General features: G+C 63.8%; 13 protein-coding genes. 10 read left to right on the forward strand and 3 right to left on the reverse strand.

Annotation, left to right across the window (positions count from 1 at the left end):
- Nucleotides 1-21: 21 nt before the first annotated feature.
- From CXR43_RS11910 to CXR43_RS11925, 4 genes are all read left to right on the forward strand, one after another.
- Nucleotides 22-2,163, forward strand: a complete 2,142-nt coding sequence (locus tag CXR43_RS11910; protein ID WP_103334667.1) for a type I secretion system permease/ATPase — start codon at nucleotides 22-24, stop codon at nucleotides 2,161-2,163.
- On the forward strand, nucleotides 2,160-3,347 hold the full coding sequence (locus CXR43_RS11915; RefSeq protein ID WP_103334316.1) for a beta-barrel domain-containing protein: 1,188 nt from the start codon (nucleotides 2,160-2,162) through the stop codon (nucleotides 3,345-3,347). Before CXR43_RS11910 ends, CXR43_RS11915 begins: the two co-directional genes overlap by 4 nt.
- Nucleotides 3,348-3,409: 62 nt before the next feature.
- On the forward strand, nucleotides 3,410-3,844 hold the full coding sequence (locus CXR43_RS11920; protein ID WP_146036513.1) for a hypothetical protein: 435 nt from the start codon (nucleotides 3,410-3,412) through the stop codon (nucleotides 3,842-3,844).
- A gap of 3 nt (nucleotides 3,845-3,847) precedes the next feature.
- Complete coding sequence (locus tag CXR43_RS11925) at nucleotides 3,848-5,194, forward strand: TolC family protein (protein WP_103334318.1); 1,347 nt, start codon at nucleotides 3,848-3,850, stop codon at nucleotides 5,192-5,194.
- Here CXR43_RS11925 and CXR43_RS11930 read toward each other — a convergent pair.
- Nucleotides 5,161-5,658, reverse strand: coding sequence for a hypothetical protein (locus CXR43_RS11930; RefSeq protein ID WP_146036514.1), 498 nt, complete (start codon nucleotides 5,656-5,658; stop codon nucleotides 5,161-5,163). The two genes, CXR43_RS11925 and CXR43_RS11930, sit on opposite strands and share 34 nt — an antisense overlap.
- Before the next feature lie 468 nt (nucleotides 5,659-6,126).
- Between CXR43_RS11930 and CXR43_RS11935 the strand changes: the two genes are divergently transcribed.
- Nucleotides 6,127-7,266: an efflux RND transporter periplasmic adaptor subunit gene (locus tag CXR43_RS11935; protein WP_103334320.1), complete on the forward strand. Its 1,140-nt coding sequence runs from the start codon at nucleotides 6,127-6,129 to the stop codon at nucleotides 7,264-7,266.
- A 5-nt stretch (nucleotides 7,267-7,271) separates the two neighbouring features.
- Complete coding sequence (locus CXR43_RS11940) at nucleotides 7,272-10,403, forward strand: efflux RND transporter permease subunit (RefSeq protein WP_103334668.1); 3,132 nt, start codon at nucleotides 7,272-7,274, stop codon at nucleotides 10,401-10,403.
- A 10-nt stretch (nucleotides 10,404-10,413) separates the two neighbouring features.
- On the opposite strand, the gene CXR43_RS11945 is transcribed toward CXR43_RS11940, so the two are convergent.
- Nucleotides 10,414-11,004 (reverse strand): TetR/AcrR family transcriptional regulator, encoded by a 591-nt coding sequence (locus CXR43_RS11945; protein ID WP_168219824.1) that lies wholly within the window; start codon nucleotides 11,002-11,004, stop codon nucleotides 10,414-10,416.
- A 129-nt stretch (nucleotides 11,005-11,133) separates the two neighbouring features.
- Between CXR43_RS11945 and CXR43_RS11950 the strand changes: the two genes are divergently transcribed.
- Nucleotides 11,134-11,601 (forward strand): (2Fe-2S)-binding protein, encoded by a 468-nt coding sequence (locus tag CXR43_RS11950; protein WP_103334322.1) that lies wholly within the window; start codon nucleotides 11,134-11,136, stop codon nucleotides 11,599-11,601.
- Nucleotide 11,602: 1 nt separating this feature from the next.
- On the forward strand, nucleotides 11,603-13,825 hold the full coding sequence (locus CXR43_RS11955) for a xanthine dehydrogenase family protein molybdopterin-binding subunit (RefSeq protein ID WP_103334323.1): 2,223 nt from the start codon (nucleotides 11,603-11,605) through the stop codon (nucleotides 13,823-13,825).
- 11 nt (nucleotides 13,826-13,836) lie between these two features.
- Here the strand turns inward: CXR43_RS11955 and CXR43_RS11960 are convergent, their stop codons facing one another.
- On the reverse strand, nucleotides 13,837-14,631 hold the full coding sequence (locus CXR43_RS11960; RefSeq protein ID WP_246831378.1) for an SAM-dependent methyltransferase: 795 nt from the start codon (nucleotides 14,629-14,631) through the stop codon (nucleotides 13,837-13,839).
- A 328-nt stretch (nucleotides 14,632-14,959) separates the two neighbouring features.
- On the opposite strand from CXR43_RS11960, the gene CXR43_RS11965 reads away from it, so the two are divergent.
- The gene (locus CXR43_RS11965; RefSeq protein ID WP_103334324.1) at nucleotides 14,960-18,538 is read left to right on the forward strand and encodes a hydantoinase B/oxoprolinase family protein; all 3,579 of its coding nucleotides are present in this window, start codon (nucleotides 14,960-14,962) and stop codon (nucleotides 18,536-18,538) included.
- A gap of 78 nt (nucleotides 18,539-18,616) precedes the next feature.
- Nucleotides 18,617-19,330: a tellurite resistance TerB family protein gene (locus CXR43_RS11970; RefSeq protein WP_103334325.1), complete on the forward strand. Its 714-nt coding sequence runs from the start codon at nucleotides 18,617-18,619 to the stop codon at nucleotides 19,328-19,330.
- The last annotated feature ends 29 nt before the right edge of the window (nucleotides 19,331-19,359 follow it).

Genomic DNA, 19,359 nt, shown 5'->3' on the forward strand with positions numbered 1-19,359 from the left:
TATCGGGTGGAACAAACAAAGATGCGAGACGTGACTCATCAGCCGGTCCTGCCCCAACCCGTCTCTGATCCGCAGTCCGCGGCTTGGACAGAGGCGGTGCTAAGGATTGCCGCTCATTACCGGCTGGCCCCTTCGCCCGAGCAATTGCGGCTGGATCTGGCATGGTCAGGCGGGCAGGATCAGCTGCAGCGGCTGGCCCGCTCGGCCGGGTTGCAGCTGAAGGAAGTGGCGGCTGATCCGGGCAGTATCACCGGACTGCGCCTGCCACTGCTGGCAGAATTTCAAGGCGGTGAGGTCGCGGTGATCGAAACCGAAACGGCCACCGGTTTTGGCGCGGCAGTGTCAGGCGAAAAGGGTCTGCTGGTCTTAATGGACCACGCGACGCTCGCGGCACGGCTGAAACGCTTGTTTGTGCTGCGCCCGGTGACGGCGATGCCTGACCGGCGCGTCGATGACTACATCAAACCCTGGCGGCCTGACTGGCTTCGCAAGCTGGTTCTGTCCGATGTAGCGCCTTACCGCGCGGTGATGGTTGCATCGCTGGTCAGCAATGTGCTTGCGCTGGCAGGCACTGTCTTTTCCATGCAGGTTTATGACCGCGTGGTCCCGTCACAGTCGATGACGACCTTGCAGGTGCTGTTCCTGGGCGTCTTGCTGGCGACCCTTTTTGCCCATCTGATGAAGACGGCGCGTGCGCGCATAACCGATGTGGCAGGCAAGGCGGCTGATCTGCGGATTTCGGACCGGGTGTTCGGCCATGCGCTGCGGGTGCGCAACATGGCCCGTCCCCGGTCGACTGGTACCTTTATCTCGCAGATCCGCGAACTCGAACACGTCCGCGAGATGCTGACCTCGACCACGGTTGCGGCAATCGCCGACCTGCCGTTCTTTCTGCTGTTTTCGGTTCTGTTTTTCTACATCGCCGGACCATTGGTCTGGATCCCGCTGATCGCTGCGGTTCTGCTCATTGCTCCGGGGCTGCTGGCGCAAAAACGTCTGCGCCGTCTGGCCGAGGCCAGTACACGCGAAGGTGCGTTGCGCAGCGCCATGCTGGTGGAGGCGGTGCAGGGCATGGATGACATAAAGGCACTGCAGGCCGAGCCGCGGTTTCAGAACCTGTGGAACCACTACAACGAAACAACAGCGACGTCTGCGATGGCGTTGCGAGATCTGGTCGGCCGACTGTCGGCCTGGGCACAGACGGTGCAGGCGGCGGTCTTCGCCTTCGTCATCTTTTTCGGTGCCCCGATGGTAATGGCCGGCGAGATGAGCACAGGCGTCCTGGTGGCCGCATCCATGCTGTCGTCGCGCATGCTGTCTCCCCTGACCTCGGTGACCCAGATCCTGAACCGCTGGCAGCAGGCAAAGGTTGCGCGTGAAGGGCTGGACCGGCTGATGGCGCTGCCCGTCGACGCGCCGGAAGACAGCCGCCGCATCCACAAGCCGGTGATCCGCGGGGTGTTCCGTCTGCGGGATGCGGTCTTTGGCCATGACGCCAAGACCCCGGTCCTGAAAGTTGACCGGCTGGAGATTGCGCCGGGCGAGCGGATCGCCATTCTGGGCCGCAATGGTGCGGGCAAGTCGACCTTGTTGTCGGCGCTTGCCGGCCTTCTGGAACCGCTGACGGGTGAAATACGGGTCGATGACGTCTCGATGGGATGGGTGGACCCTGCCGATCTGCGCCGCGACATCTGCATCATGGGGCAAGGTGCGCGCCTGTTCCACGGCTCATTGCGTGAAAACCTGACACTTGGCGCACCGATGGCATCAGATGATGAGATTCTGAGCGTGCTGGACAGTCTGCGGCTTGCCGACTTCATCCGCAAACTGCCGGACGGGCTGGACCACATGGTCCAGGAAGGCGGGCTTGGCCTGTCGGGCGGGCAGCGGCAGGGGTTGCTGTTGGCGCGCCTTTTGCTGCGTCACCCCAAGGTGCTGTTGCTGGACGAACCCAGCGCCGCGCTGGATGAAGTGTCAGAGGCTGCGGTGATCGAAATGCTGGCCGGGCTGGACCGCGACATAAGCGTTATCGTTGCCACCCATCGACCGGCCGTGCTGCGCATGGTGAACCGGCTGATCGTCGTGTCCAATGGTGCCATTGTCCATGACGGGCCAAAGGATCAGGTTCTGGCGCAACTCCGTGCCGGAAAGGCCACAGCATGACGATGTCTTCACCCTTCAAGGCCGCCCGACGCCCGCGGCAACCGGCCCATGCTGAACGCAATCTGGTCTGGGCAGTCTTTGCCATGCTGATGGCCTTTCTGGCATGGGCGACCTACTTTCCGCTTGCCGAGGTGTCGACCGGACAGGGCACGGTTGTTCCAAGTGCCCGCGAGCAGGTCGTGCAGTCGCTGGAAGGGGGCATTCTGGCATCACTGGATGTCAGTGAAGGTGCGATTGTCGAGGCGGGCGAGGTGCTGGCGCGTCTGGATCCAACCCGCTCGGTTTCAAATGTAGAGGAGGCGGCGGCGCGCTACCATGCCGCCATCGCCGCAGCGGCCCGGCTGCGGGCGGAAATTGGCGGCGCGCCTGATGTGACGTTCCCGGCCGTGCTGAACGATGACCGCTTTGCCGAATTGCGTGCCAATGAACTGGCGCTGTTCCATTCGCGCCGCAACAGCCTGACGGATGCCCTTGCAGGCCTGACCGAGGGACTCGACCTGATCCGGCAGGAGCTGGAGATCAACCAAAAGCTGCAGGCCTCCGGCGCATCTAGCCGGGTCGAATTGATCCGGCTTCAGCGCGAGGCAGCGCAGACAGAACTGGAAATTGGCCGGCTGCGCGCCGATACGCTGGTGAAAAGCGGCGAAGAGCTTCAGCGTGTAACGGCTGAAGCTGAAGTCCAGGCTTCGGTCATGCGCGGCCGCTCGGACCAACTGAACCGGCTGACCTTTCACGCCCCGATGCGCGGCGTTGTCAAGGATATCGCCGTGACAACCATCGGCGGGGTGATCCCGCCCGGTGGCGAATTGCTGACCATCGTGCCGATGGATGACCAGTTGCTGATCGAAACCCGGATTTCCCCCCGCGACATTGCGTTCATCCATCCGGGGCAGGCGGCCATGGTCAAGATCTCGGCCTATGACTATGCCGTTTTTGGCGGTCTTGAAGGGGAAGTGGTGACCATCTCGCCAAACACTGTGCGCGATGAGGTCAAACCTGATCAGGTTTACTACCGCATCTTCATCCGTACCCGGGCCAATCATCTGGAAAATGCCGCAGGAGCACGGTTCCCGATCGTGCCGGGGATGATCGCCACCGTCGACATCCGCACCGGCGAAAAGACCGTCTGGCAGTACCTGATAAAACCCTTCAACCGTGCGCAAGAGGCCTTGCGGGAACGGTGACCCATCGCCTTGCCAAAGCGCCTCTGCGCGCATATCCGTTCTTTATCAATGAGGTTCCCGACATGATGATCAGGCCTTTCAGCAAACGTGCCATTCTGGCGCTGATGTTCTCGCTTCCTTTGCTCGCGGCCTGTGTGGGCGGAGCTGCGCCCGACCGGCTGAACCTTGTCGATCCGGATGACGGTTTTTCCCGGGTCTGGCGTGACTATCCCGATCTGGATGCCCGCTATGCCCGCAGCGGCAGGCGCGACACCCTTTCTGCCGTACGTATGATTGCGACGGGCCAGGACGCAGCCATGGTCGAGGCCGCGATCGGTAAGCCTGTCTTGATCAGCCCGGATGCCGGAATGGCGGAATACAACCTGTCCCTGTCGCTGACCGGGCAAGACCGGCTCGTTTGCCAATATCGGATTTACTACGATGCCCAAGGCAAGGTGCAGGGGTCGGTCTGGCGTCGCCCGCAATGTGCCGATCTGATCACCGGGCGGGTGAACTGACATATGCGACTGGCGATGCGCCTGTTCCGGACGGCTCCGTTGCACCTTGTGTGCCTGTTGCCAGTGCTGGCGGCCCTGACAGGCTGCACCGGTCTGCGTGAGGCTGATGGAACCGAGGCCGCGATCCGCGCCAAGGCAGCGGGGCTTGCGGTTCTGACATCGCCGGAGGGGGAAACGGCCCATGATGCAGCCACTGGTGGCCTATTGAAAAGCCCGGCCCTGCGGGAGGCTGCAAGTCTTGTCGCTGCCAGTGCAGATGATGTGCGGGTGCAACGCGCGGCCCTTTTCCCCAGCCTGGGCCTGACGCTCGGCGGCGGCATCGGTGATGCGGGCAGGGGCGACGCGGCGCTGGATCTGGAAGGTCGCCAGCTTGTTCTGGACTTCGGCGACACGAAACGGGCGGTGACCACAGCCGACATTGATCTGCAGATCAACTATCTGGCCTTTCAGCAGACGGTTGACGAAACCCTTGTGGCGGCATTGTCAGCCTATGACGCCACCCGCATGTACCGCGACCTGCTGGACGTGCGGCGTGAGCAGCTGGCTGCAATGCGCAAACTGGAAGCCCTGATCCGGGCCCGCACCGAGACTGGAGCTGCGACATCCCCCGATCTTCTGGAAACCCGAAAGCGCATTCAGGCAGCGGAATTTCTGGTGCATGACACCCAGCTTGCCGAGGCCGAGGCGCAAGACAGGCTGCTGCGTCTGACCGGCCTGACGGCAGGGGGCAGTGTGGTTCTGCCCGACGGATCATGCCAGGCCCCCGGCGGTACCGATGACATGCGGATGGCACAGCTTCGTCTGGCCAAGGCCCAGCTGAAACTGGAACGGGCCGAGCGCTCACGCCTGCCCAAGATATCGCTCAACCCGGTTGTACGCGGCGGCGGCGATGGCGGTGCCAATGTCGGGCTGAACATGGGGGTGCAATCCGACATTCTGGAGGGCGGAGCCTTGACTGCCCGGGCCAATGCGGCGCGCAACGCGCATTTGGGCGCTCAAGCCGGTGTCGAGGCGGCGCAACTGGACGCAGACCTTGGGTCTCGTGGATTGCAGCGCAACCTGTCGGCAGCGCGGCAAAAGATGTCAATGCTTGAACGGCAAATCGCATTGGTGACGGAAACCCGGGCGCTGTACCGCAGCCAGTACTTCGATCTGGGCACCCGGCAGTTGTCTGAATTGCTGGACAACGAAGAGGAGTTCTACAACCGTCAGGCAGAGATCATAGAATTGCGCGCTGACATGGTCGAGATGCGACTGGAATGCGCGGCGCGCAGCCGCAGTCTGCGCTCGGCAGTCGGGGTGGACAGCCGCAGTGTCTATGGGTTCCCGCTGGCAGCCGATGCGCTCTGAACGGCGCGGCCAGCGTCACGGCAGGGGGTATAGCCCATCCGGATCAGGGCCGACCCGGGCAGGATCATCACCTGTTGCCCCACGAACCGTGCCTCTGACATGAACCAACGTTGCAGTGGCGGGCGCAGGTTATGGGACATCACGTCTGACCAATGGTCGAACAGATCCCGCGGCATCTGCCCGAACAGGCGTTGTGGACCGTGAAATCCGAAAGTTGCCTCCGGGCTGACGCAGACATTTGGCAGGCCCAGATACATGGTGCAGGCCGAATAGCACTTGCCGCGCAATTCGACCGCCTGACCACTGCGGCGCAATTTGCGAATTTCATCCTGTCGCCGATCCAGCCGCCCGCCCATGTCATGATGAATTTTCAGACTGGACAGCATGGCCCTCTGCGCTGCCGGGTCTGACCGTGAAGGCGCGGCCCAGAGCATCAGCCAGAAGATAATGTACAGCACTTTCATACCAGCGTCCTTCGCCATGTGGCGCGGGGTCAAGGTGAAACGTATGCATTAAGACCACCCCTCGGACCTGTCCTGTCGGGTGGATGAACTGCTTAAAAGGCTGTGGATCAGCCACTCTCAGAGAAGCGGCAGCAGAGTCTTACGGTCCGATCGTGCACGTATAGGTTGTACCACATGACCTGGTCTGCGACGAAGCGTTTTTTCTCGGTACGCTGACACTGTGGACCGGAAAGAAAACGCTCACGACCAACCTATCGCTTCTTGTCGGCCAGCAGACCTGTCCCAGCATGTGATGGCGGCAGATTGCCCTTCAAACGGGCGGCAACGGTCAAATCTTGGTGGGGGCTCTTCCCCTTTGCTCTCAAGGGCCTATGCTCACGGCCAGGAATTTGTCTGTGTTGCGCAAAAGGCCGCTGCACCGCTCTGTTTTACAGGACTGCCGCCAGAACCAAAGGGACCATACCCCGGATGAAACTTGTGCCGCAACTTGTGGCAATCGTTGTGATTGTCGCAATCGCCACTCCGCTTGCCGCGCGCTTCGTGCCGGGAACCCGCCCCTGGCTGGCACAGGCCGGGCTGCTGGGCCCGCTGACGGCTCTGGGGGTCGTGCCTGCAGATGCGGCTGAGGCGTCCGCCGGGGCGCAAGATCGTTCAAGGTCTGGCGGGGCGACGCAGGTCATCGCGGCTGAAGCGGAACGCAGGCTGCTTAGCAACATGATCGATGCCATCGGTTCGGCGCGCGGGGCGCAGTCGGTGGATCTGTCCTTCGGGGTGACCGGGCGCCTTACCGCCTTGCAGGTGGCCCCGGGCCAGGCAGTCGCGGCGGGGGAGGTGATCGCCGAACTTGATGCCGAAAATGCCCGGCTTGCGGTGGAACGCGCGCGTCTGGTGCTGGCCGATGCGCAGCAGACGATCGACCGTCTGTCGCAGCTTGCGCAGTCGGGCACCACCACCAGCCTGCAACGGCAGGATGCCGAGCTGGCGCTGCGCACCGCCGATCTTGGTCTCCAATCGGCACAGCGCGATCTGGATGATCACCGCCTGACCGCGCCCATCGCCGGTTACGTCGGGTTGATCGAGCCGCAGATCGGCGATCTGGTCACCCCGACCACCACCATCACCCGGATCGAGGACCGGTCCAACCTGATTGTCGATTTCCGGGTGCCGGAACGCATCGCGGCGCAGGTTCTTCCCGGCGCCAGCGTGCGGGCCACACCAATTTCCACCCCCGGCCATGCGATTGCCGGAGAGGTGATCGCTGTCGACAACCGGGTTGATGAGTCCAGCCGCACCTTGCGGGTACAGGCCAGCATCGCCAATACAGATGACTCCTTGCGTGCCGGCATGGCGTTTCAGATCTCGATGGAATTCACCGGGGCCGAAGTTCCCGCCGTCAGCCCCTTGGCCATTCAATGGGGCACCGACGGGGCCTTTGTCTGGGTCGTGCGCGCGATGAAGGCAGCCCGCATGCCCATCCGCATCCTGCAACGCAACGCCGATGCCGTGCTGATCGAAGCCGACCTGCAACCCGGCGACCTTGTCGTGACCGAAGGGGTGCAGGCCCTGCGTCCGGGGGCCGAAGTCTCGCTTGCCCCACCAAGGAGCTGATGCCGATGGATGATCGCCCCACCACGGCTGCCGCCGCTGCCGCAACCTTGGGTCAAAGCACGGCCCTGTTCGTGCGCCGCCCGATCCTGGCCTTTGTGCTGAATGCGCTGATCGTCATTGGTGGGTTCGCCGGATTGATGGGGGCCGATGTTCGCGAACTGCCGGCGGTGGACCGACCCGTTGTTTCGGTCAGCACCAGTTATGCCGGGGCCGCCCCCGAAACCATCGACCGCGAGATAACGGCGGTGATCGAAGGGGCGGCGGGACGGGTGGCTGGGGTAAAATCGATCTCATCCTCGTCCCGCTTCGGGTCCAGCCGGGTGACGGTCGAATTCAATGACAGCGTCGATCTGGACGTGGCCGCCACCGACCTGCGCGATGCCGTCGCCCGGCAGGTCAACAATCTTCCCGACGATGCGGATGCGCCGCGTGTGGTGAAATCTGACGCCGACGCCGATGCCATTCTGCGCATCGCCGTCACCTCGTCGCGGCGCAGTGCGGATGAGCTGACCACGCTGGTCACGGATGAGGTTGAATCGCGGCTTCTGGCCGCGCCGGGCGTGGCAGATCTTCAGATCTATGGCGATCGGGACCTGTCGTTTCGTGTCGATGTCGATGTGATGCAGTTGGCGGCACGCGGGCTCACCCTTGCCGATCTCCGCGCCGTGCTGGGCAATGCCGCCTTTGACTCCCCCGCCGGCGCGCTCAGCTCCGAAAGCCAAAGCCTTCTGGTCCGCACCACTGCTGCCATCCGCACCGCAGATCAGATCGAGGCGCTGACGGTTGCGGGCAACGTGCGTCTGGGCGATGTGGCGCAGGTCACCCTCGGCCCCGACCCGGGTGCGTCGATCCTGCGCGCCAATGGTGAGACAGGCGTCGGTATCGGCATCATCCGGCAGGCCAACGGCAATTCTCTGGCGATATCCGAAGCGGTGCGGCAGGTGGTCGATGATCTGCAGCCGATGTTGCCAGAGGATGTGAAGATGTTCGTCACATCAGACAGTGCCGACTTCATCGAGGGTGCCATCCATGAGGTGGAGCTGGCACTTGGCCTGTCGGTCCTGATCGTGACGGCGGTGATCTTTTTGTTCCTGCGCGACGTGCGGGCGACGCTGATCCCCATCATCGCCATGCCGGTTGCCCTTATCGGCACGCTCGCTGCGATCTGGATGGCTGGGTTTTCCGTCAACATCATCACCTTGCTGGCTTTGGTTCTGGCAACCGGTCTGGTGGTGGACGATGCCATTGTCGTGCTGGAAAACATCGTGCGCCGGCGGTCCGAGGGGATGGGCGCGCGGGCAGCGGCGGTGCTGGGCACCCAGCAGGTATTCTTTGCTGTGCTGGCCACCACCAGCACTCTGGCGGCGGTCTTTGTGCCTTTGTCTTTCTTGCCGGGCCAAACCGGCGGGCTGTTCCGCGAATTCGGCTTTACCCTGGCGATTGCGGTCCTGCTGTCGTCTGTCACAGCGCTCAGCCTGTGCCCGGTCTTGGCGGCCAAACTGTTGCGCCCGCATGTCGAGATCCCTGACAGCGTGATGACCCGGCTTGGCGACCGGTTGGCACGGATCTATGCCGGGGCGTTGCGCGCCTGTCTTTCGGCGCCCTTGGTCGTCGTCACGCTGGCGGCTTTGTTTGCGGCCGTTTCCGTCGCCACCTTTTCCAATCTTCGGCAGGAATTGACTCCGGCGGAAGACCGCTCGGTGATCCTGCTGTCGGTTCAGGCCCCGCAGGGCGTGTCACTGGACTATACCGATGCCCGCATGCGCGAAATCGAAGAACTTGTCGCGCCGCTGCGGGATGCGGGCGAAGTCACCAGCGTGTTCTCGATTGTGGGGCAGGGCGGGCAGGACAACCGTGGCTTCATCGTCATCTCGCTGGCGGACTGGGCCGACCGGGTCCGAAGCCAGCAAGAGATTGCCTCGGAACTGACCGGCAAGTTGCGTGGGGTTATCGGCGTACGCGCTTTCGCCATCCAGCCCAATTCGCTGGGCATCCGTGGCGCAGGTCGGGGGCTGTCTTTTGCACTGACCGGCGATAATTATGACACTCTTGCCGAAACCGCCCGCGCCTTGGTGGAGCAGATGGAGAACGACCCCCGCTTCGGGCAGGTCAACCTTGGGTACGACACTACGCAGCCGCAGTTGTTCGTCGAAATTGACCGTGCCCGTGCCGAAGATCTGGGGGTCGAAATCGCCGGCATGGCTGAGGCTTTGCAGGCTGTGCTCGATGGGCGCACCGTCGGTACGCTGTTTCTGGATGATGACAGCTTTGACATCCGTCTGGTCTCGAACGCCGACCCGGTCAACGATCCGGGCGATCTGGAGCGGATCTTTGTGCCCTCAGGCGACGGGCTGATGGTGCCGATTTCGACCTTCGTCACCCTGACCGAACGCGCGGTTGCGCCACAGCTGGAGCGGGAATCGCAGATGCGCTCTGTCCCCATCACGGCGGGCCTGACGCCCGAGCTTGCTTTGGGCGATGCCTTGACAGAGGTGCAGCTGCTGGCCGCCGACCTGACGACCGACGGCACCCGAATTCTGCCACTGGCCGAGGCGGCGACGCTGGGCGAAACGTCTTCGGGGCTGGTCATCACGTTCGGGATTGCGCTTTTGGTGGTGTTTCTGGTGCTGTCGGCGCAGTTCGAAAGCTTTGTCTCTGCCATCATCGTCATGGCGACGGTGCCCTTGGGCATCTCCTGCGCGATCTTTGCCCTGCTGTTCACCGGCGGCAGCCTGAACGTGTACTCCCAGATCGGACTGGTCCTGCTGGTGGGGATCATGGCCAAGAACGGGATTCTGATCGTCGAATTTGCCGATCAATTACGGGAAAAGGGTGCCACGGTGCGTGACGCCATTCAGCAGGCTGCCGTTACACGCCTGCGTGCGGTGATGATGACGATGGTGGCCACCGTGATGGGCGGTTTGCCGTTGCTTCTGGCGACGGGTGCCGGCGCGGAGGCGCGGTCGGTGCTGGGGGCGATCATTGTGGGGGGGCTTGGTCTTGCCACGCTGGCCACATTGTTTGTAACCCCTGTTGCGTATCTGCTGCTTGCCGGCTTCTCGCGCTCTCGTGCGGCGGAAACCGAATTGCTGACGGCAGAGCTGCAGCAGGCCACGCAGCCCCACCCGGCAGAATAGTATCCCCACGTCAGCCGGTGATCGCCCGCGCGAACAGCCGCGCAAGCTGTCGCTGGCCCTGCCGGTAGCCGTCCAGCGTCTGGCCGGGGAACTTCAACCCCATGGCCGACACGATGATCGTGCGCGCCACCGCTTCGGGTGATCCAATGCCGTCCGCCATAGGCAGCGCCGCCAGCCAGCGCGCCAGCAGGCCGATCTTGCGCGCCTCGGCCTGATCGGCCAGATCCCGGCTCAGGCTCATGCCGGCATCCAGCAGTTCCGACCCGTGCGGGGTGCCCAGCACCACATCCATGAACTTGCCGTCCTTGGCGATGAAGGCTGCGATCAGCGCCTGTTCCGGGGTCTGGCCGGGGGCCATCAACGCCGCCTCCATCGCCTCCATCGCCTCGGCAAAGTAGCGTTCTGCCAACTTGCGGAACACATCTTCCTTATTGCGGTAATGGAGGTACAGCGCCGACCGCGACAGCCCCACCCCGCGCGCGATGTCATCCATCGTGGTGCGGCGATAGCCATAGGTCGCAAAGGCGTGAAAGGCCGCGTCAAGGATCATGTCCTGACGGTCAGCCGCACGGCCCGCCCCTTGCAGGGGCGGTTTGTCCATCTCAGTACGCATTTACTTCCTGTGACGAAGATTTCGCATCCCGTCAATTGACACTCTGACATTTCGCGCTCATTTTGTCAGGGCGGCCTGTCGTCGGCAGCCCGGACCCTTTGCCAGAAAGATCCAGCCATGACCACGACCCTGACTGTCAACGGCATCAGCGCCACGGTCGATCTGCCCGAAGACACGCCGCTTCTATGGGCGTTGCGCGACGGGCTGAACCTGACCGGCACCAAATATGGCTGTGGCGTCGCCGCTTGCGGGGCCTGCACGGTGATGGTCGATGGCGTGGCGGTACGGTCGTGCCAGACCGCTCTGGGTGATGTGGCGGGGGCTTCTGTCACCACGATTGAAGGTTTAGGCACTCCCGCTGCGCTGCACGCCGTGCAGGCGGCTTGGATCGCGCATCAGGTGGCCCAATGCGGCTACTGCCAGTCAGGCCAGATCATGCAGGCCGCCAGCCTGCTGGCCGAAAACCCCGACCCTACTGTGCAGGACATTGACGCGGCCATGGATGGAAATCTGTGCCGCTGCGGCACCTATCCCCGCATTCGGGCCGCCGTGCTCGATGCCGCCAACCGCCTGCGTGAGGTGTGACATGAGCCGTTTGGGAACCATCGCCCGCCGCAGCTTTCTGATCGGCTCTGCCGCCATTCTGGGCGGTGTTGCCTTTGGCACCTATGCCTATCGCAGGCCCCATGCCAACCCGATTGCAGGCGCCGGGATCGGGGCCATCACGCCCTATGTCCTGATCGACCCGCAGGGCGTGACCATTATCACCCCACGCGCCGAGATGGGGCAGGGCATCCAGTCCACCCTTGCCGCATTGGTGGCCGAGGAACTGGATCTGCCTTGGGATCAGGTCCGGGTGATGCACGGCCCGCCGGCCGCGGCCTATTATAACGCCGCCATGCTGGAGGAGGGCGTGCCCTTCGCGCCCACTGATGAAAGTTGGCTGGCTGAAACCGCCCGCTCTGCCATGGCGATCCCGGCAAAGTTTCTGGCCCTGCAGATCACTGGCGGATCGACCTCGATCCCCGATGGCTATGACAAGATGCGCGCCGCCGGGGCTGTGGCGCGGATGGCGCTGGTGCAGGCCGCCGCCCGTCGTCTGGGCGTTTCGGTGGAGACATTGCGCACCGAAGGTGGCGCGGTCATTGCCGCAGATGGCACCCGTATCCCCTATGCCGATCTGGCGGTTGATGCGGCCGCCAGCGATTTGCCGGAGGTGCCGCCGCTGAAACCCCGCGCAGACTGGACGCTGCTGGGCAAGTCTTTGCCGCGTGTCGACATGGTGGAGAAATCCACAGGCACCGCCATATTTGCCGGAGATATCCGCCTGCCCGGCATGCGCTTTGCCACCGTCCGGATGAATCCCGCCATTGGCGCGGCCATGACCAGCTTTGATGCCACTGCCGCCTTGGCCCTTCCCGGCGTGGAAGAGGTCCTTGCCCTTGGCAATGGCGTTGCTGTGGTCGGCACCACCACCTGGGCCGCGATGCAGGGGGCTGCCGCTGTCACCTTTGACTGGACCGCAGCCGCCTATCCCGCCACCAGTGATGAAATGCGCAGCCAGATTGCCGCGGCCTTTACCGCCGAGACTGTCGACGCCACCGCCCGCGATGATGGTGACGTGACCCAGATGACCGGACAAAGGCTGCAGGCCGACTATCAGGTTCCGCCGCTGGCCCATGCCACGATGGAACCGATGCAGGCCACTGCCCATCTGCAGGATGGCCACCTTACCGTCTGGGTCGGCACACAGGCACCGGGATTTGCCCGCAGGGCCGCCGCCAAGGCGGCAGGCATCGCGGAAGAAAACGTCACCTTGCACACCACCCTGATGGGCGGCGGTTTTGGCCGGCGCAGCGAGGTTGATGTCACGGTTCACGCCGCAACCCTCGCCGCCGCATTGCCGGGCGTTCCGGTTCTGGTCACCTGGTCGCGCGAAGAAGACATGACTCAAGGCCCGTTCCGCCCGATGGCGACCGCCCGTTTTTCGGGCAGCGTCAGGGATGGCGTAATCGAGTCCTTCGATCTTGCCATCGCGGCTCCCTCGATCATGGAAACCTTCGGCGAACGGTTTGGTATTCCCATGGCCGGGCCTGACAGCACACTGTCGCAGGGCGCATGGGAACAGCCTTACGATTTTCCAAATTACCGCGTCATCACCCATCGCGCGCCGCGCACCGTGCCGCTGGGGTTCTGGCGCTCGGTCGGGGCCTCGCACAATGGGTTCTTCCACGATTGTGCGGTGGATGAACTTGCGCATCTGGCCGGGGTTGACCCTTTGGCCTTCCGATTGCGGCACCTGACGCACCTGCCTTCGCGCCAGGTGCTGGAGGCTGTGGCCGAGATGTCAGGCTGGGGCGCGGCGCGCCCGAACCGCGCGTTTGGCGTGGCCTTCTGCCTGTCCTTCGGCGTGCCCACCGCCGAGGTGATCGAGGTGGAAGACACGCCGGATGGCATCCGCCTGACCGGGGCCTGGGCAGCAGTGGATGTGGGCACGGCGCTGGACCCGCGCAACATCGAGGCGCAGGTGTCGGGCGGGATGGTCTTTGGCCTGTCGGCTGCGATAAATGGCCAGATCACCTTTGCCGGGGGCCATGTGGAGGAGCAGAACTTCTGGGACTATGAGCCCCTGCGCCTGCGCCAATGCCCCGAAATTGAGGTGCGGATCCTTGAAAGCGGCGCCAAGATCCGTGGCATCGGTGAACCGGGCACCCCGCCGGCTGCCCCAGCGCTGGCGAATGCGCTGTTCGCGCTGACCGGCACCCGCGCGCGCGCGTTGCCCTTGTCCGCCAGCTTCCGTTTTGCCTGACGGCTCGAAGCTCAGGCGGCAGATTTGAGCAACAAAATCCTGCGTGCCTTGGGCGGGGCGGGCAGGTCGCGGACAGTGCCCATGCCTTCCAGCCCGGCCAGTTGGGCGGTTGCTGTCGCCGCACGCAGGTCCAGCAGGATCGTGCCCCCGGGGACCACACTGTTTTGGAAGTACGTCGCATAGGTGCTGGCCGGGTAGTGAAAGCCGCAAGACAGGAAACTGACGGCCAGATCGACAGGTGCCAGCGCGCCCAGATCCGCACGTTCGGGGTTCACCGTCTCGATTCGCCCCGCCGCAATGCCATTGGCCTCCAACAAGGCGCGCGCGACCGATAAATTGGCATAGGCGGCTCCTTCCTCGGCATAGCCGAAATGTCGCCGCGTGTTCTGTTCGATGTCGATCAGCACCAGGCTCGCCGCAGTATCGCGCGCCAGAAACAGATCGAACAGCGCATAGCCACAGCCGATATCGGCGACGCGGGTTGGAGGATTGGCCAAGAGCAACGGTGCAAGCCGGCGATACTCGGCATGGATGACCCCTGCCGCCCGTCTGGCAATCGCGTCGCCACAGCGCTCCACACATGCGCGGATGGGCCCTTCGTCTCCTGCGTTCCAGGCGCGGATCACCTGCCCCGACCGTGGCATGTCAAACAGAACTTCGGATCGCTGCAAGATCAGGTTTACCAGATCCTGCGCCGCAAACATTGACAGATCCAGCGCCCGGATGGCTGGCGCCTTGGCCTCTTGTGCGATGTCGATGGCCAGCGTGTCCGGAAGTAGGGTCAGTCTTTTTGCGGGCAGGGTCATTGCGCAGGCTTTCCAGATTTTGCCTCCTACGATAGCCATGCCCTCCCATCGACGCAAAGCCCAATTCACTGCGCCCCGAAGGGGCAGCGAGCCCCAGCCTTTGCGTTCAATGCGGGCGGGGTCTGTCCTCGGCTGTGGTATCCGCCGCCGACCAAAGGGCAGAGGTGTGGCACGCCTGATCTGGACTGGCCAACCCATCGCCGCGAAACAGTCAGACAAGTCATGGTGCGGCGGGATCCGCACTGCGCCGCCCAATTTCCTCCCGGCACCCTGTTGACACCTCTTGCCCCATGCCCCACCCAAAGGAAGCAGGAAAACGAGGACGTTCATGGGCAGGTGGGAATTCTGGATCGACCGGGGCGGCACTTTCACCGACGTGGTGGCCCGCCGCCCGGATGGCAGTCTGGAGACCCGCAAGCTTTTGTCGGAAAACCCCGAACGCTATGCTGATGCCGCCGTGCAGGGCATCCGTGACTGTCTGGCTCTTCGACCGGATGAGGCCATTCCGGACGGGCTGATCGGGGCGGTCAAGATGGGCACCACCGTGGCCACCAACGCTCTGCTGGAGCGCAAGGGGGAGAGGGTGCTCTTGCTGATCACCCAGGGTTTTGCCGACCTGCTGCGCATCGGCAACCAGGCAAGGCCAGACCTGTTTGCCCTGCATATCAAACGCCCTGATCTGCTGCACGAGGTGGTGGCCGAAGTGCCGGGGCGGCTGGATGCCGAAGGGACAGAGATTACCCCGCTGGACGAGGCCGCCACCCGGACTGCCTTGCGGACCGCGCATGGCCAAGGCATCCGGGCTGTCGCCGTGGCGCTGATGCATGGCTACCTCAACCCCACACATGAGGCGCGGGTTGGGGAGATCGCGGCGGAGGAAGGGTTTACCCAGATCAGCTTGTCGCATCAGGTCAGCCGTCTGGCCAAGCTGGTGGCGCGCGGTGATACCACGGTGGTTGATGCCTACCTGTCGCCCATTTTGCGCCGCTATGTTGCGCAGGTCGAAGGGGCGCTGGATATGGGCCGCGCGACGGAGCGGCTGCTTTTCATGCAGTCCTCCGGCGGGCTGACCGAAGCGCATCGTTTCATGGGCAAGGATGCGATCCTGTCTGGCCCCGCAGGCGGCATCGTCGGGATGGTGCAGACAGCGACAGTGGCCGGGTTTGACCGGCTGATCGGCTTCGACATGGGCGGCACCTCGACAGATGTCAGTCATTATGCCGGGGTCTATGAGCGCAGCTTTGAAACCGAGGTGGCCGGTGTGCGGATGCGCGCGCCGATGATGGACATCCATACGGTGGCAGCGGGCGGTGGGTCGGTCTGCAGCTTTCGGGATGGCCGTTTGCAGGTGGGCCCTGAAAGTGCAGGGGCCAATCCCGGCCCTGCGGCCTATGGTCGTGGCGGGCCGCTGACGATCACCGATTGCAATGTCGTGCTGGGTCGGTTGTCACCCGCTCATTTCCCGGCAGTATTTGGTCCGAAGGGGACCGACCCGCTCGACGCTGACATCGCACAGGCCCGATGTCATGCGATAAGCGCAGAGATTGCACAGGCCACCGGCCAGGCCGCACTGACCCCGCAGGAGCTTGCCAGTGGCTTCCTGCGGATCGCCATCGACAACATGGCCAATGCGATCAAGAAGATCTCGGTCCAGCGCGGGCATGATGTGACCGGCTACACGCTTCAATGCTTTGGTGGCGCAGGCGGGCAACATGCCTGCGGCGTGGCCGATGCCTTGGGGATGACGCGGATTTTCATTCACCCGTTCGCGGGGGTTTTGTCGGCCTTCGGCATGGGGCTGGCCGAGATCCGCGCGCTGAATGAGGTGCAATTTGATGCGCCCCTGACGGCGATGGCAGAGGCACGTTCGACGCTTGAGGCGATCACCGCGCAGGTCCGGGCCGAGGTTGCAGCGCAGGGAGCGGTCAACCCGCGCATCCTCGCCCGCGCCCATCTGCGCTATGACGGCTCGCACCAGCCACTGGAGGTTGCCTTCGGCGAGGCAGCCGACATGAAAGCAGCCTTCGAGGCGGCGCATCAAGCGCGCTTTGGCTTCAGCTCGCCCGAACGGGCGGTGCTGTTCGAAATACTGGCGGTCGAGGCGATCGGTGACGGAGCGACACTGCCCGCCGCAGTTGCGCCGCAGGGGCAGGGAGGGCCGATCAGCACAGAACGGGTCTGGATCGGCGACTGGGCGCAGGTGCCGCTGTATGACCGGACACACCTGCCCGAAGGCGCGCAGATTACCGGCCCCGCCATCCTGCAAGAGACAACTGGAACGGTGGTGGTGGACCCCGGCTGGCAGGCCCGCGTTGATCGTGCCGGCAATCTGATTCTTGAGCGGACAGAAGCACTGGCCCGCCCGCCTGCGCTTGGCACCCATGCCGACCCGGTGTTGCTGGAAGTGTTCAACAACCTGTTCATGTCGGTCGCAGATCAAATGGGGGCGACGCTGGCGAATACGGCTTGGTCCGTCAACATCAAGGAAAGGATGGATTTTTCCTGCGCGATTTTTGACCGCCATGGTGATCTGGTCGCCAATGCACCGCATGTACCGGTACATTTGGGCAGCATGTCCCACGCGGTCAAAGTGGTGATCGCGGCAACGCAAGGCATGGCCCGTGCGGGGGATGCGTGGATGCTGAACAGCCCCTACAACGGCGGCACCCATCTGCCGGATGTGACCGTGATCACACCGGTGTTTGTTGATGGCGTCCCGGCGTTCTGGCTCGGCTCGCGCGGGCACCATGCAGACATAGGCGGGCGCACGCCGGGATCGTCCCCGCCCGACAGCCGCCACATCGAGGAAGAGGGCGTGCTGATCGACCTGTTCCCCCTGGTGGAACAGGGGATGTTGCGCGAAGAGGCAACGCGGAGCTTGCTGACATCGGCGCGCTATCCGGCGCGGTCTGTCGATCAGAATATGGCCGATCTGAAAGCCCAGATCGCCGCCAATGAAACGGGACGGCGCGAGTTGTTGCGGGTGGTCGCGGCCTATGGCGCAGAAGTTGTTTCATCCTACATGGGCCATGTACAGAACAACGCCGATGCCTGTGTCCGCGACGTGATTGACCGGCTGGCAGATGGCAGTTTTGTCTGTCCGATGGACATCGGGGCAACGATCAAGGTGTCAGTGCGGGTAGACCGTGCGACCCGCAGCGCCGTGATCGATTTCACCGGCACCAGCCCGCAGCAGAATGGCAATTACAACGCGCCCGCCGCCGTAGCGCGGGCGGTGGTGCTTTATGTCTTCCGGACCTTGGTTGGCAAGCCCATCCCCCTGAACGAGGGCTGCCTGCGTCCGCTGACAATCATCCTGCCAGAGGGGTCGATGCTGAACCCAAGGGCACCGGCAGCGGTGATCGCGGGCAATACCGAGGTGTCGCAGGCGGCCTGCAATGCGCTTTATGGCGCCCTGGGGATCATGGCTGCGTCGCAGGGCACGATGAACAACTTCGTCTGGGGCAACGCGCGGTTCCAGAATTATGAGACCATTGCAGGCGGTACCGGGGCGGGACCGGGCTTTGGTGGCTGCGATGCGGTGCAAAGCCACATGACCAACACGCGGATGACCGATCCAGAAATTCTGGAAAAGCGGTTCCCGGTGCGGCTGGAAGCGTTCGCAATCCGCCATGGCTCTGGCGGGGCGGGCGAATGGCGCGGCGGCAATGGCGCGCTGCGAAGGATGCTGTTTCTGACCCCGGTGACTGTAACCACGCTGTGCGGCAGTCGTCAGATCCCGCCTTTTGGCATGGCCGGAGGCGCAGCCGGGGCCTTGGGGGAAAACCGGGTGATCTGGCCGGATGGACGCCGCGAGCCGCTGAAGGGCAATGACGAACGCGATCTGCCGGCAGGCGCGGTGTTCGAAATGCTGACACCCGGGGGCGGGGGCTGGGGGCAGGCGTAAAACGCCTCCGGCAGGCGTTGCGAAAACCCTCTGCACTCCCCATCTCGGCTCACAACAGCTTTTATAGGGAGTGTCGACATGTTCAACGCCAAATCTTTGCTCGATTCCGTGCTCGGTCAGGTCAGCCAGGCGACGGGGGGCAAGGTCGGGATGCAAAGCGCCGATGGTCTTGGTCAGAAGGCCAAAGAGCTTTGGGGCGGGCAGTCCACCTTGGGCAAGGGTGCCATTGCCGGTGGCTTGCTGGGTATTCTCATGTCTGACACCGGCCGCAAGGTGCTGGGGACGGGGGTGCAGGTTGGCGGTGCCGCATTGATCGGAGGGTTGGCCTACAAGGCGTATCAGGATTGGCAGGCGGGCAAGGCGGTAACCGCAGAACCCGGGCCGATGGCACTGCCGCAGCCCGAAGGCACGCGGTTCCTGCCTTCTGATCCGGCCCAGGCCAATGACCTGTCGGCACGGCTGTTGCAGGCGATGGTCGCGGCGGCAAAGGCAGATGGCCATGTGACGCCGCAGGAACGCGCGCGCATCGACGCGCAACTGGCAGCGCTGGGGTTGGAGGCGGAAGCCTCGGCAATGATCAATGCAGAACTGGACGCGCCGCTGGATGCCGGACGGATCGCTGCATTGGCGCGCAACGAAGAAGAGGCCGCGGAGATTTATGCAGCGTCACTGCTGACGGTGGACAGCGAGGGGGCGGCAGAAAAAGGCTATCTTGCCATGCTTGCCGCCCGGTTGAAGCTGGACCCGGGTCTGGTGGCGCATCTGCATGCCAAGGCGGCAGCCTTGGTCTGAGCCTTGCCGGCAAGGGGCGGCGCTGGCCG

The organism is Pseudotabrizicola formosa, from assembly GCF_002900965.1.
In the GTDB taxonomy this organism is placed as follows: Bacteria; Pseudomonadota; Alphaproteobacteria; order Rhodobacterales; family Rhodobacteraceae; genus Pseudotabrizicola; species Pseudotabrizicola formosa.